Here is a 13,678-nt window from a genome sequence, read left to right on the forward strand (position 1 = left end):
TCTCAGTTGTTGCCAATTGATTTATCACCCGTCATTTTAAGCAGGGATAATATCTGCTGCATCGTACGTTGCATGCCCTCGCTGCTGCCATCCAGGAAAATAATATTGCCTTTACCAGCTTCTGCAAAGTTCTTTATGGCTTCCGTCCACATGCTGAAAAGAATGACGTTGGTGTCAAGGTTAGCCTGTTTCATTTGCTCGGCGGCCTGGCTCATACCCCTTGCCACTTCTTCCCTAAACAGTGCAACCCCCTGGCCTCTTAGCCTTGCCGCTTCACGTTCTGCTTCCGCTGCAATCTTAATGGCATTGCCTTCCGCTTCTGCGGATTTTGTTTTGGTAATCAGCAAAGCCTGTCCTTCATTCTCTGCTGCGGCTTTCAGGTTGTTGCTCGCCACCACCTTGCTCATACTTTCCATAATCTGTTTGTCAAACGTAATATCATTAATCTGCAGGTCAAGCAGGTGGTAGCCCCAGTCTTCCAACACATGGTCCACTTCAGCTTTTACACTCTCTACAATTTCACGGCGCAGCAGCAATATTTCAGCCTGCTTTTTGGTAGCTACAAAAGAGCGTATGTTGCCTTCAATGGTTCTTACCAGCGCCTGCATTAAATCCTTGTCATTAATGAATTTAAAAGCCACTTTCTTAACGGTTTCCTCATCCGCGTTCATAACAGCATACAACAGCATGCTTTTAAAATATACGTTAGCCTGGTCCTGCGTTACCGCCTGAAATTCAAGCTCCACAGACCTGTTTTGTATGCTTACGCGTTTATAAATTTGCTCAATAACAGGTATTTTAAAGTTAAGGCCGGGCCGCAGTATGCGCTGGTATTTGCCAAACATGGTAATAACGCCGATAGTGCCCTGGTTAACGGTTACCAGCCCACTGAAAAGGATGAAGAGTATCAGCAGCAGCCACCAGTAAGATTGAAACAGTTCCATAGAAAGAGTAGATTTTTTGTGTAAGATAGAATAAAGCCGCAAATATCAGCGGTCAATCTTCAAAACAGGCGGCCTATTATTTTAGGAGTATTAGAAAATTTTTTGGTGACGGGCAGCAACGCCCTGTGGCGACCCGGTTGCGTCGCATTACGTTCATCGTTCGGTTCATTGGGCAGCTTTTCAGACCCAGGTAGAGAATATTGAACAAGGAACAAGGAATGTTGAATAACGAAGGGATATCCCCATTCACGATTCACTATTCACCATTCACCACCCCCCCGCCCAAGAGTTTTGATTTTTATAGCAGATTTTTACAAGGTGGTAATTAACTTTGCAGCATGAGTGCACAAACAAAGATTAATGAAGACGAAATGGTGGGTGTTTTAACGGAAACTGTGGAACCGTTTAACCTTGTAGTGTGGAATGATGAGGTGAATACATTTGAATGGGTGATTGAAACACTGGTTGATGTTTGCGGCCATTCCGAAGAACAAGCAGAACAATGCGCCTATATTATACATTTTCAGGGTAAATATGCTGTAAAGCAAGGGGATTACGAAACCCTTAAGCCCATGTGCGATGCCATTACCGAAAGGGGCATCGGCGCTACTATAGAAGTGGCGGTAAATAAATAAGCCTGAAGGCTGCCTCCTGTTACAAAACCACAGTTAAACTTTTATCCGCACTGCGAAAACCGGTATTTTCCCGTTGCATAACTACTAATCACTATTTATACACCCGGTGCTACATGCCATTATATGCCTTAGATAGTTCGACCTGGTTTCCTCCTGTTGAAGAAGCAATGGAAGACGGGCTTTTGGCCATTGGCGGAGATTTGTCTCAGCAAAGGCTGCTGGCTGCGTACAGAAAGGGCATTTTTCCATGGTACGATGGTGATGTGCCGCTTTGGTGGTGCCCAAACCCGCGGTTTATTTTGTTGCCCGCTGATATACGGGTAAGCAAAAGCATGCAGGTATTAATAAAGCGGCAAGCATTCCGCTTCAGCATAAATGAAGCATTCGGGCAGGTGATACATGCCTGCCGCACAAGCCGGCGCAGAGAGCAGGACGGCACCTGGATAAACGATGATATTGAAATTGCCTATACCAACCTTCATAAAGATGGCTATGCTTTCAGCGCCGAGGCATGGCAGAACAATGAACTTGCGGGTGGACTTTATGGTATAAGGTTAGGTAACATATTTTTTGGTGAAAGCATGTTCAGCCGGGTGAGCAACGCCAGTAAATACGCATTTATACAATTTGCCAACAATCTTCAACAGCAGGGGGTATGTCTTATAGACTGCCAGGTATATACCCCCCACTTGGAAAGCCTGGGCGCAAAAATGATTACAAGAGCTGAGTTTTGCGAAATACTAAGGAATAACATCTAAACCTGTTTCAAGTCTTGCAACTGTTTTTAAAGCCCCACGGTTGGTTACGGTTTTACCATAGAAGATAGTTCAATAGTGTGGGGATAAAAATAAGCATGTTGATAAATTATATCGCCACGAAAAATTGATAAAGTAGATGGGATTGCCGGATGTGCACCACAATGCTGCGGGCTGCCGGATTGGTTGCCGCGTAAAGCTGTGGCGTACAAGAGTGCGACGCAACGATGCCTGATGCCGGTTACTGTCGCCGGGTTCATAAATAACTTCTGTTAAGCGGAGCTTAACATTATCCGCTGGTATAATACTTGCCTTACCTGTTGATTAAAAATTGTTTGTATGAGCATTGCTTTTCCGATTGTGCCATGGGGAAACGGTACCAACATTTATGAAGTTAACGTACGGCAATACACCAAAGAAGGAACCCTTACGGCTTTTATACAACATATACCCCGGCTGCACGATATGGGTATTGATGTGCTTTGGCTGATGCCCCTTACACCCATTAGCGTAGAGAAGCGGCAGGGCACCTACGGAAGTTACTACGCCGCCAGCTCTTATGTGGACATAGACCCTTTGTATGGAACGCCGGACGATTTTAAAGAGTTGATACGAACAGCACATTTACTTGGCATGAAAGTAATGATTGACTGGGTAGCCAACCATACCGGATATGACCACCAGTGGACAAAACAGTTTGCCCATCGGTACCGTAAAGATGACGCCGGCAATTTTACCGGCCTGTATGGCTGGGTGGATGTGATTGACCTGAATTATGACCTGCCCGAACTGCGGCAGGCCATGATTGAAGCTATGCAATTCTGGGTACGGGAATATGACATTGATGGCTTTCGCTGCGATATGGCCCGGACTGTTCCCGTAGATTTCTGGCTGGAAGCAAGAAGCGAATGCGATGCCATTAAGCCGCTGCTATGGTTGGCAGAATGTGAAATACCAGCCTATCATGAAGTGTTTGATATAACGTACTCTTGGGAATGGATGCGTATGCTGGAGAAATACATGAAAGGAGAAGCGAAACTGGATGATGTTAAAGCAGTAATAACGAATTATGCCCAATACCCTGCCGGCGCCCGGAAGCTGCTCTTTACCAGTAACCATGATGAAAACACCTATTGGGGCACGGAGTATGAGAAGTATGGTGTTGCCGCTAAGGCCCAGGCGGTGTTTACCTGTACCTGGCCCGGCATACCGCTAATTTATTCCGGACAGGAAAAACCAAACTATAAGCGGCTTGCTTTTTTTGAGAAAGATGCTATTGACTGGGAGGGGCCAGTGGAACTGCATGATTTTTATAAAACCCTGCTAAGCCTGCGAAAGAGCAATAAAGCACTACAGGAAAATGCTTCTGTTTTATTATTGCAAAGTACTCATGAAAAAGTATTGGCTTACTTGTGCCGCAGGCAGGCAGATAAAGTACTGGTTGTGCTTAATACGAGCGGAGAAGTGGCAGAGGGGTCCATTGATCACCCCGCTTTAACCGGTAAATACACAGAACTTTTTACCCATGTGCCATGCGATATAAAACGCACATTCAATTATAGCTTAAAGCCTGGAGAACACCTTGTGTACTACATTACAAAAAAAGAATAGTAAAAGTGGGAGACAGGCACAGGAAACACTTTAAGTACCCTGTTTGAAACAGGTTAAGCGTACAAGATAAAATGTTTGTTGTTAGGAAAGACATGCAAACGTTTGTATGAAATGCAAGTTGGGGTAATCTTAAAAACAGCCTAAAAATATAGTGATTTTTAAAACCTGTTTTAAGCTGTTATTAAGCTTTGATTTTATTGCACCATTGCAGGATTGAATAATTTTACCCCGGTGTTTTTCATAGGTTAGCAACGGCCCGGGTATTCTTACTCTTGGGCTTTTTTATTTAATAGAATAGCCAGACCTTTGGCATTCAGATTGCAACCTTACAGACATGGAAAATAAATTTCAAATTCCCTGGAATAATACGGCAGTTACAGTAGAAGTAAAAGGTGATTACCACGATATGGTTTTTGTGCTGCACCTGCCCGAGGGTAATAAACACCTGGCGTTGGATACGGATGAGAATGGAGTACAGCACTGGATTGAGCCGGGAAAGGGGGAAACAGACCAGGCCGCACAGTTGGGCATGTTAATAGAAGCGCAGGATCTGCCCTTTTTAAACAAAGAAAATTATAGCGCCTGATACGAACGAAAAAAGCGGCGGGCAGTGATAAACAAAAAAATGGCAGGCTGTTTTTGCCCGCCATTTAGAATTTAGCTGAGTTTAATTTCTTACTGGTCTGCCTGTTTTAAGCACTCCCTGTATCCTTTCCAGCGTTTTTCTTTCGCCACAAAGACTTAAAAAAGCTTCCCTTTCAAGGTTAAGCAGGTATTGTTCGCTAACCAGCGTAGGTTCACTTAAATCGCCGCCACACATAACATACGCAAGTTTACGGGCTACCAGTGCATCATGGTCTGTAGCGTAATTAGCCCGCCACATACTGTTGATGCCTGCATATAAGGCGCCCAGTGCAGAGCGGCCTAATACTTTTATATCGGTACGCTGTACAGGTTGCACATACCCCTGGTTGAATATGTCCAGCACCGCATTTTTGGCTTCGGCAATGCGGCGGCCCTGGTTGATTACTACTTCATCGTGGCCTTTACGCAAAATGCCCAGATCGTAAGCTTCAAAGGCTGAGGTGGCTACTTTAGCGGTGGCGATAGTTAGAAATCGGTTTTTTAAGGTAATGGTATCTGGCTCATCTTCGTGCATTTCGTCAGCGGCCCGCAATACAAATTCTTTAGTGCCACCACCGCCGGGTATCACGCCCAGGCCGAGTTCCACAAGGCCGATATAAGTTTCCGCCGCGGCAAATATTTTGTCGGCATGCAGGCCCATTTCGCAGCCACCACCAAGCGCCAGGCCATGCGGCGCTACCACTACCGGAACGGATGAGTAGCGCACCCGCATCATGGTATTCTGGAAATAACGAATGGCTACATCAAGTTCGTCGTACTCCTGCTCTACCGCAAACATGAATATCATGCCCACGTTAGCGCCTGCGCTGAAATTGGCGCCATCATTGGCTATAACCAGACCCTTAAACTTTTCTTCGGCAATACCGATGCTTCTGTTTACCGCCTCCAGCACTTCGCTGCCAATACTGTTCATCTTGGTGTTCCACTGCAGGGCCACTACATCATCGCCAATATCGTACAGGGCGGCATTGCTGTTTTTCCATATAATTTTTTCTTTGTAGTTGTCCAGTATAATAAAAGAATCTGCCCCGGGAATTGCTTTATAAGATTTGGAAGCCACATCATAGTATAGCCGCTTTTCGCTGTCAACTTTGTAAAAAGAGCTGTTGCCCGCATCAAGCATTTCTTTTATCCAGCCGGCAACCTTGTAACCAGAGTCAAGCATCTTCTTGTACGTGTTTTCAACACCCAGCACATCCCAGCTTTCAAAGGCGCCTATTTCCCAGCCAAAGCCAGCCATCATGGCATCGTCAACGCGGTACAGTTCATCACTTATTTCTGGTACACGGTGAGAAATATAAGAGAAAAGCGCATAGTGAAAATGCCTGTAAAATTCGCCAGCTTTATCAGTGCCTGCCACCAGGGCTTTAAGCCTTGTTTTTAAATCATCTATGGGTTTGGCTGTTTCCAGCGTGGCAAACCTGGGTTTACTTCTGGCTGTGTATTCCAGAATTTTCAGGTCAAGCACCTGTATTTCCTTGTCTTTCTTTTGTTCTTCCGGGCTGCCTTGTGCAAGCGGCAGTTTTATTTTTTTAAAAAAGCCTTGTCCGGTTTTGTCGCCCAGCCATTTTTTCTCCACAATTTTATCCAGCCACGCCGGTATGGTAAATATTTCTTTGGCTTCATCCTGCGGACAGTTATCTGCAACTCCCCTGGCAACTTTAACAAGCGTGTCAATGCCTACCACATCAGCAGTTCTGAATGTTGCCGACTTCGGCCTGCCGATAACCGGGCCTGTTAATGCGTCAACTTCATCAATACTAAGGCCCAGTTTTTCCATGCTGTTAAAAATGGCCATAATACCAAATACGCCGATACGGTTAGCAATAAAGGCCGGCGTGTCTTTTGCCAGTACGGTTGTTTTACCCAGGAAAACATCGCCGTAGTGCAGCAGGAAGTCAACTACAGCGGTATCCGTATCAACAGTGGGAATAATTTCCAGCAACCGCAGGTAGCGTGGGGGATTGAAAAAATGGGTGCCGCAAAAATGTTTCCTGAAATCTTCGCTACGGCCCTGCGCCAGCATATTAATGGGTATGCCTGATGTGTTGGAGGTAATTAAAGTGCCTGGCTTGCGGTATTGTTCAACTGTTTCGTAGACCTGCTGCTTGATGTCCAGTCGCTCAACCACCACTTCTATTATCCAGTCGCAGCTACCAATATCTTTCATATTGTCGGTAAAGTTGCCGGTGGTTATTTTCTTAATTACATCCTTGTGATAAACAGGGGAGGGGCTGCTTTTTATAGCCGCTGCAAGGGCATCGTTTACAATTTTGTTTTTTGTGGAGGCAGGCGCATCGGCGGGTGTGTCTTTGGGTACAATATCCAGCAATAAAACCTGTACTCCAATGCCTGCAAAATGGCAGGCAATCCGGGGACCCATTACACCGCTGCCCAGCACAGCGACTTTCTTAATCGTACGTTTCATATAATAAGCTTTGATCTGTAGGACGAATGGATTGTTGCAAAACACCTTCCATTATAAAATTAGTTAGTTATGCAACTAATTTAGCCGAAGGTAATATTTTTAATGATTGCCTGCAATTTGGAAAATAATATTAATACGGGCCGCTGGGCAAGCATGTTTTGAGGCGCAGTTGGCGTTACAGGTATTCGTAATTATGTATGCCCGATTAAGCTACGGTTGCAGGTTTTTCACAATAGTCTTTTAATTGCAGGGCCATTTGGTTCAGCTTGTCCCAAAGCATGGCCTGTGTACCAGGGGATAAAGTTTCGTTGCCGGCATTCATACAGCGGCAGACCAACCTACAGGTATTTTCATCCAGCTTTTTGCAGATGAATTCGTGTACCAGGTGCAAATTAAGTTCTTTTATATGGCAGCTTTCTGCAAAAGTGATGCTGTCATCGGTCATCAGCATGCGCAGCGGGGATACTACAGTATGGTAGTCATCAAACTGGCAGTGATGGATGCTGCCAATTACCACAGCAGGCATATCCTGCTCCACTTTTTGAAGGCCCGGCGCCCATGCGGCACGACCAGGAATGTTCATCACAGTCATATACACCGTAAAAAAGTCGGCGGCTATATCCAGTTCCAGGTAAGGCGTGTCGTCTGTATAATAATCAGTGGCTGGTTTGGGCGGGAGGGGCGCTTGTTTTCTTTTCTCATTCAGCAGCATAAAACGGTAATCTACTTTGCCTATTGAAGCATATTCCTCCGAAGCCGTGGCCCAGCCTGTTTCCGGCAGGGCTGTTGCGCCTGTAACATTTTGCAGCAGTTGTTCTGTTACCAGCAGGTATTCATCGTTGTTGATGCTATTTTTAAGCAGCCGGTGTGCAACAATCATTTCTTTGCCTGATTGCTTAACAAAGCCACCCACTTTTATTTCGGCCAGCGGCCCGTGATGGGCTACAAACTTAAGAGAAAGCTTAACCAGCGCCTGGCAGGCGCCACAGGGGCATACAGTATAATCCTGCATCCAACTCCGTTGAAAATGAAAAGCATTAAATATGGCCAGGCAGGTATCCAGTATCTCCTGCTGAGAAGGAGCAGCCCCTTTTTTAATCAGCAATACGGCATCGCCTTCAATTTCCGATACATGGTATTCGTCGCCAACGGCTTTTAGTATAGCTTCTATCAGCATATTGATAGCGAGGGAAGCGTGGCTTAGTTCTGTACTGGTCATAAACTCAGTAAACCCGCTGATATCGGGTATCAGAATGGTGGCGTTAGTCTCAGGCATAGCAGGAAAGGATAAGAAGACTAAGGTACTAACAAATTGACTGAAACAAAGATGAGATTAGCTGCGGAGAAGTAACAGAGAATGTACTTTGTGCATAGTTATGCTCAAGGCCATTAAAGAAGCTATCGCGGTGGCAATAACAATAATTATTTACCGCAACCTGTTTCCAAAAAAACAGCAGGTTTCATCTTGGGATGAGGGATTGAAGCGGATACCCCGGTGAGGGTTTGTGTGTCAGCATCTGTGCCAGAGTATGAGCACAAACGAGAAAAAGCAACCAACTGTTGCTTTGACGATGGTTGCAAACGCAGTTCTGCCCGGCCCAAGGAACGAGGACACCCCCAAAAAAATATTGGTTATTAAAGTACAGTCAGCCTGTTTTAAAGAATTGTATATAAATGAATTCGTTACCCCCTTCCACCAAATACAGCACCTGCCATTGCCCCGGATGCCTTAAATTGCCAATATTTGTAACACAAGCCGGGAAATACCATGCCTATAGACAGTACTAACCTGAACACAAAAGCCAAAGCACAAAACACGTATGACGCTATTGTAGTAGGATCGGGCATCAGCGGGGGGTGGGCCGCCAAGGAACTTTGCGAAAAAGGACTGAAAGTGCTGCTGCTGGAACGTGGCCGCCCCGTGGAGCATCCCAATTATCCCACAGCTACCAAAAATCCCTGGGAGTTTACGCACCACCTGAAATTAAGCAAGGCCGATATAGAAAGCCACCCCGTACAAAGCCGCCACTACTCATTTAAGGAAGACAGCAAACATTTTTACATAAACGATCTTGAGAACCCCTACGAAGAAGCCAAACGCTTTGACTGGATACGCGGCGATACCGTAGGTGGCCGCTCCCTGTTGTGGGCACGTGCATGCTACCGCTGGAGCGACCTTGACTTTGAAGCCAATGCCAAAGATGGCTATGGTATTGACTGGCCCATACGCTATAAAGACATAGCGCCCTGGTATGATTACGTGGAGCGCTATATAGGCGTTAGCGGCAACAACGATGGCATACCACACCTGCCCGATGGCCAGTTTCAGCCACCGTTTGAAATGAACTGTGTGGAGAAAGATTTTAAGCAACGCATCGAAAAACATTATACAGACAGAAAAGTAATTATTGGCCGCAGCGCTAACCTTACTAAACCGGTAAAGGGCCGAAGCCAATGCCAGGCCCGGGACTTGTGCCACCGCGGCTGCCCTTTCGGCGCTTACTTTAGCACCAATGCCAGTACACTGCCCGCTGCGCATGCTACCGGCAACCTTACCCTAAGGCCAAATGCACTGGTGAATAAAGTAATCTATGACGAACACAGCCAACGTGCCACCGGCGTAGAAATTATAGATACAGAAACCAGGCAAACAAAGGAATTTTATGCCCGTGTTATATTTTTAAATGCGGCCACCATGGCTACGGCGTTTATACTGCTAAACAGCACAAGCAAGCGTTTTCCTGGTGGACTGGGCAATGGCAGCGGCCAGGTGGGCCGTAACCTGATGGACCACCACAAAGGCCTTAGCATTACTGCCGATGTTGCCGGTTTTGAAGACAGCTATTATTATGGCCGTAGACCCACCAATATTTACATTCCCCGGTTTCAGAATGTAACAGGCAAAACGCATGATTTCCTCCGTGGCTATCACTTTGGCGGTGTGGCATACCGTGGCCATGCACCCGGAGATATGGGCATTGGCGCCAACCTTAAGGAGGCAATGACAGAGCCCGGCGCCTGGCACGTAAACCTGTACGCTTTTGGCGAATGCCTGCCTTATAGCGATAACCTGGTTACGCTACATCCTAATAAAAAAGATGCCTTTGGCCGCCCGCAACTGGTAATGGATTGCAGCTTTCGCGACAATGAAAAGAGCATGCACCAGGATATGATTACCAGCGCCAAAGAAATGCTAACTGCCGCGGGTTATACCAACATAAAAGTAAACGGAAGCATGAGCTACCCCGGCAACGCTAATCATGAAATGGGTATTGCACGCATGGGCCATGATGCAGCCACCAGCGTACTTAATGCCCACAACCAAATGCACGAAGTGCCCAATGTTTTTATTACCGATGGCAGTTGTATGACCAGCGGCGCCTGCCTTAACCCCAGCCTTACTTACATGGCCCTAACGGCAAGGGCTTGTGATTACGCGGTAGGGGAGTTAAAGAAGGGGAATATTTAAGCAGCGGTCCGGCTGGATGAAAGATTGGCAAGCTGTAGCTTTTATACCCGGGAGATAGCAATCTATTTTTTGGTGACCGGCAGTAGTATTTCATGGCATCACCTGTTGCGTCGCACTACGTTCATCGTTCGGTTCATTGGGCAGCTTTTCAGCCCCGGGTAGATATCCAGGCCGGCTTTATATTGTGAAGAATGATTTATGTGTAGGCTGCAACTCAATAGTGCCTCTGATGCTGTACTATACAGCTTTGTATGCCGACATTTATTCAAGGGTATGGTGTGGGTCTAACCAATGCTGCCTGGCAACACATACATAAAATCATTATACTACAGAAGGTATTCCGATTTGTGAGTTATTGAAGTGTAACTCGTTTAATAAATTGAAATCTTTCATTTTTCCTCCTGATTTTTAACAGTTTGGCACGTTTTTCTCTTATCTCAGCAAAACCCCCGATTATGGTAAAATATTCTACACTCCAAAAGTGTACTGCTACAAATATGCGGTACCGTTTACAGTATTCTCCACCTCCGTTACTAACAAGTGAATCATTAAAAACTTATCTATTGCGTTAACAGTGTAACCCCATTTTTAATCTTTCATCCTCGTTAGTCCAATGAAAAATCTTAATCATTCTGTGATCAGGCCATTTATTGCGCCTGCCTCAAAGCTTTTGTCTTTGATGATCGTGTTATTTTTATCGGCCGATAGTGTGTTTGGCCAAACACACACAGCCGTTACCGCCAGCGTAGCCGATAATATTAAGGGCTATTGGGAATACCTTCCCGCAGACTATAAAACAACTACAAAAAACTACCCTCTTTTGCTGTTTTTTCATGGAATAGGAGAAATAGGTTCCGGCTCCACAACAGACCTTCAGAAGGTGTTGAAAAACGGGCCTCCTAAGTTGATCAACAACGGCACATTTCCAAAGTCTTTTACCGTTAACGGAGCAACACATTCTTTCATTGTAATATCACCCCAGTTTACCAACACCACCAGAACTACAACGGCTATCAACAACCTGATTAATTATTGTAAAACAAAGTACAGGGTTGATGCTTCCAGGATTTACCTTACCGGTTTAAGCCATGGTGGCGGTACTGCGTGGTTTTATCCTTCTATGGATGCTAATAATGGCAAGAAACTGGCAGCTATGCTGGTGGTTTGCGGTAACCTGCCGGCAGGCGATAATTATGCGGCCAAGGTAGCAGCTTCAAACCTGCCTGTTATGATAACCCATAATAGGAATGACCCTACCGTTAATATCAATACTACAAGCATTGCATGGTACAATAAGCTTAATGCAACTGCTATAAGCCCAAAGTCAAAACTTAATATTTTTGAGGTTTCCGGTCATGATGCATGGTCTGCCACTTACGATCCCACCTGGAAGTATGGGGGGCTGAATGTGTATGAATGGATGCTGCAGTATACAAGAGGCACCACAACCACAACCAATAAAGCACCTGTAGCCTCCGCCAAGGCTTCAGCAAGTACTATTACGCTGCCCACTAATTCAGTAACGCTGGATGGCAGTGGCTCAACAGACAGCGACGGCAGCATTAAAAGCTATGCATGGAGCTATGTATCCGGCCCGGCTGGCTACAGCTTAACCAATGCTGCTACTTCAAAAGCCACAGCTTCCAACCTGTCAGCGGGCACTTATTCATTTAAGCTAACAGTAACGGATGATAAGGGAACAACAGCTACAGCCACGGTAAGCGTGGTTGTAAATGCCGCTGCAAATAAGGCACCCGTAGTATCTGCCAAGGCTTCAGCAAGTACTATTACGTTACCCACTAATTCAGTAACGCTGGATGGCAGCGGTTCAACAGACAGCGATGGCAGCATTAAAACCTATGCCTGGAGCTATGTATCCGGCCCGGCTGGTTACAGCTTAACCAATGCCGCTACGTCAAAAGCAACGGCTTCCAATCTTTCGGCTGGTACATACTCTTTTAAATTAACGGTTACAGATGATAAAAGCGCTACAGCAACTGCAACTGTAAGCGTGGTAGTTAACTCTGCCACCAATGCAGCACCTATAGCTGCCGCTACACCGTCTGCCAGCAGCTTAACATTGCCCAGCAATTCCGTTACATTGGATGGTACCGCTTCTAAAGACAATGATGGTTCAATAAAGACCTACGGTTGGACATGTACATCCGGCCCTGCAGGATATGCCTTAGCCAATGCCGCCACTTCTAAGGCTACAGCCTCTAACCTGGCAGCAGGCACTTACGCCTTTAAGCTAACAGTAACAGATGATGATGGGGCTACCGGTACAGCTACAACCACTGTGGTTGTTAACAATACAACCAGCACCACAACCGCGGTTATTACAGGTGTATCATCCATTACATTGCCAACCAACTCTCTTACATTGAGCGGTACATCCAGCATAGGAAATATAAAGTCTTACGCCTGGAAGTTTGTGAAAGGTTCCGGCGGCTATGCCTATGGTTATCCTTATGGGTCAACGTTTAAAATCTACAACCTGTCACAGGGTACACGCACCTTCCAGTTAACAGTTAAAGATGATAAAGGTGTAACAAGTACAACGCAGTTTACTTTTACAGTAAACAAAGCGTCGGCAAGGGTAACAACAGCATCCGGTGCTAACACTGCAACCATCGAAACCGTGGAAGCGGCGCCTGTGGAAAAGTCTGTCACTGCTTTGCCTTCTGTAAAAGTTTGGCCTGTGCCGGCAAGGGATTTCATTAACATTAACCTGGATGACGAAACTGAAGGAAAAGTAACTGTAAGAATATTGGATATTTCCGGCAAGCCTGCCATTATTAACAATGGTGCCACCAAGGGCAGCCGCAGCCTGCAAAGCAGGGTAGATGTGTCGAAACTTACACCGGGTATTTATTACTATGAAATCATAGTAGGCGATAAACGCCAAACCGGTAAATTCTTAAAACTTGGTAATTAGTATTGAGATGGATGAATTGCCGGGTGTGGAAATGGGATAAGCCCATATGCTGCACCTGGCTTTTCAACAAATAGTTTCCTGAACTTAGCGCAAAGAATTTCCAATATAATTTTGAAGAACTTAACAGCCACGCTGCAAAGCCTGGCTGTTTTTTATTGGCTGGTGCTTGCAGTGGCTCAGAACCTACGCTTAAATGTCGCCATAAAAACCAGGCGATGAATGGATTGCGACGCAACGATGATGCCATGAAAGT

Annotated in this window: 9 protein-coding genes; 6 read left to right on the forward strand and 3 right to left on the reverse strand. The window is 45.8% G+C overall.

Annotated elements, in window-relative coordinates:
• Positions 1-2: 2 nt before the first annotated feature.
• Positions 3-944 (reverse strand): SPFH domain-containing protein, encoded by a 942-nt coding sequence (locus tag F0364_RS26035; protein WP_153800750.1) that lies wholly within the window; start codon positions 942-944, stop codon positions 3-5.
• A gap of 338 nt (positions 945-1,282) precedes the next feature.
• Here F0364_RS26035 and F0364_RS26040 point away from each other — a divergent pair, with 338 nt between their 5' ends.
• The 4 genes from F0364_RS26040 to F0364_RS26055 all read left to right on the forward strand — a co-directional run bounded on the left by F0364_RS26040 (position 1,283) and on the right by F0364_RS26055 (position 4,531).
• The gene (locus tag F0364_RS26040) at positions 1,283-1,579 is read left to right on the forward strand and encodes an ATP-dependent Clp protease adaptor ClpS (RefSeq protein WP_153800751.1); all 297 of its coding nucleotides are present in this window, start codon (positions 1,283-1,285) and stop codon (positions 1,577-1,579) included.
• A 113-nt stretch (positions 1,580-1,692) separates the two neighbouring features.
• Complete coding sequence (gene aat, locus F0364_RS26045; protein ID WP_153800752.1) at positions 1,693-2,337, forward strand: leucyl/phenylalanyl-tRNA--protein transferase; 645 nt, start codon at positions 1,693-1,695, stop codon at positions 2,335-2,337.
• Between the two features lie 336 nt (positions 2,338-2,673).
• Positions 2,674-3,945 carry an alpha-amylase family glycosyl hydrolase gene (locus F0364_RS26050; RefSeq protein ID WP_153800753.1) on the forward strand — a complete coding sequence of 424 codons (1,272 nt, stop codon included), beginning with the start codon at positions 2,674-2,676 and terminating at the stop codon, positions 3,943-3,945.
• Positions 3,946-4,279: 334 nt separating this feature from the next.
• On the forward strand, positions 4,280-4,531 hold the full coding sequence (locus F0364_RS26055) for a hypothetical protein (protein ID WP_153800754.1): 252 nt from the start codon (positions 4,280-4,282) through the stop codon (positions 4,529-4,531).
• Between the two features lie 81 nt (positions 4,532-4,612).
• Here F0364_RS26055 and F0364_RS26060 read toward each other — a convergent pair whose 3' ends face one another.
• Together F0364_RS26060 and F0364_RS26065 are read right to left on the reverse strand one after the other, a co-directional pair.
• Positions 4,613-7,018: a 3-hydroxyacyl-CoA dehydrogenase/enoyl-CoA hydratase family protein gene (locus F0364_RS26060; RefSeq protein WP_153800755.1), complete on the reverse strand. Its 2,406-nt coding sequence runs from the start codon at positions 7,016-7,018 to the stop codon at positions 4,613-4,615.
• A 205-nt stretch (positions 7,019-7,223) separates the two neighbouring features.
• Positions 7,224-8,294: a DUF2652 domain-containing protein gene (locus F0364_RS26065; protein ID WP_153800756.1), complete on the reverse strand. Its 1,071-nt coding sequence runs from the start codon at positions 8,292-8,294 to the stop codon at positions 7,224-7,226.
• A 492-nt stretch (positions 8,295-8,786) separates the two neighbouring features.
• On the opposite strand from F0364_RS26065, the gene F0364_RS26070 reads away from it, so the two are divergent.
• Together F0364_RS26070 and F0364_RS26075 are read left to right on the forward strand one after the other, a co-directional pair.
• Positions 8,787-10,487, forward strand: a complete 1,701-nt coding sequence (locus tag F0364_RS26070) for a GMC family oxidoreductase N-terminal domain-containing protein (protein ID WP_153800757.1) — start codon at positions 8,787-8,789, stop codon at positions 10,485-10,487.
• A 679-nt stretch (positions 10,488-11,166) separates the two neighbouring features.
• Positions 11,167-13,425 carry a PKD domain-containing protein gene (locus tag F0364_RS26075; protein ID WP_235921298.1) on the forward strand — a complete coding sequence of 753 codons (2,259 nt, stop codon included), beginning with the start codon at positions 11,167-11,169 and terminating at the stop codon, positions 13,423-13,425.
• The last annotated feature ends 253 nt before the right edge of the window (positions 13,426-13,678 follow it).

It is taken from the genome of Foetidibacter luteolus (genome assembly GCF_009650435.1).
Classification (GTDB): Bacteria; Bacteroidota; Bacteroidia; order Chitinophagales; family Chitinophagaceae; genus Foetidibacter; species Foetidibacter luteolus.

Bases quoted from the DNA above. Each gene is read 5' to 3' on its own strand.
- F0364_RS26035 (WP_153800750.1), bottom strand. From the start codon at position 944: ATGGAACTGTTTCAATCTTACTGGTGGCTGCTGCTGATACTCTTCATC.
- F0364_RS26040 (WP_153800751.1), top strand. From the start codon at position 1,283: ATGAGTGCACAAACAAAGATTAATGAAGACGAAATGGTGGGTGTTTTA.
- aat (WP_153800752.1), top strand. From the start codon at position 1,693: ATGCCATTATATGCCTTAGATAGTTCGACCTGGTTTCCTCCTGTTGAA.
- F0364_RS26050 (WP_153800753.1), top strand. From the start codon at position 2,674: ATGAGCATTGCTTTTCCGATTGTGCCATGGGGAAACGGTACCAACATT.
- F0364_RS26055 (WP_153800754.1), top strand. From the start codon at position 4,280: ATGGAAAATAAATTTCAAATTCCCTGGAATAATACGGCAGTTACAGTA.
- F0364_RS26060 (WP_153800755.1), bottom strand. From the start codon at position 7,018: ATGAAACGTACGATTAAGAAAGTCGCTGTGCTGGGCAGCGGTGTAATG.
- F0364_RS26065 (WP_153800756.1), bottom strand. From the start codon at position 8,294: ATGCCTGAGACTAACGCCACCATTCTGATACCCGATATCAGCGGGTTT.
- F0364_RS26070 (WP_153800757.1), top strand. From the start codon at position 8,787: ATGCCTATAGACAGTACTAACCTGAACACAAAAGCCAAAGCACAAAAC.
- F0364_RS26075 (WP_235921298.1), top strand. From the start codon at position 11,167: ATGATCGTGTTATTTTTATCGGCCGATAGTGTGTTTGGCCAAACACAC.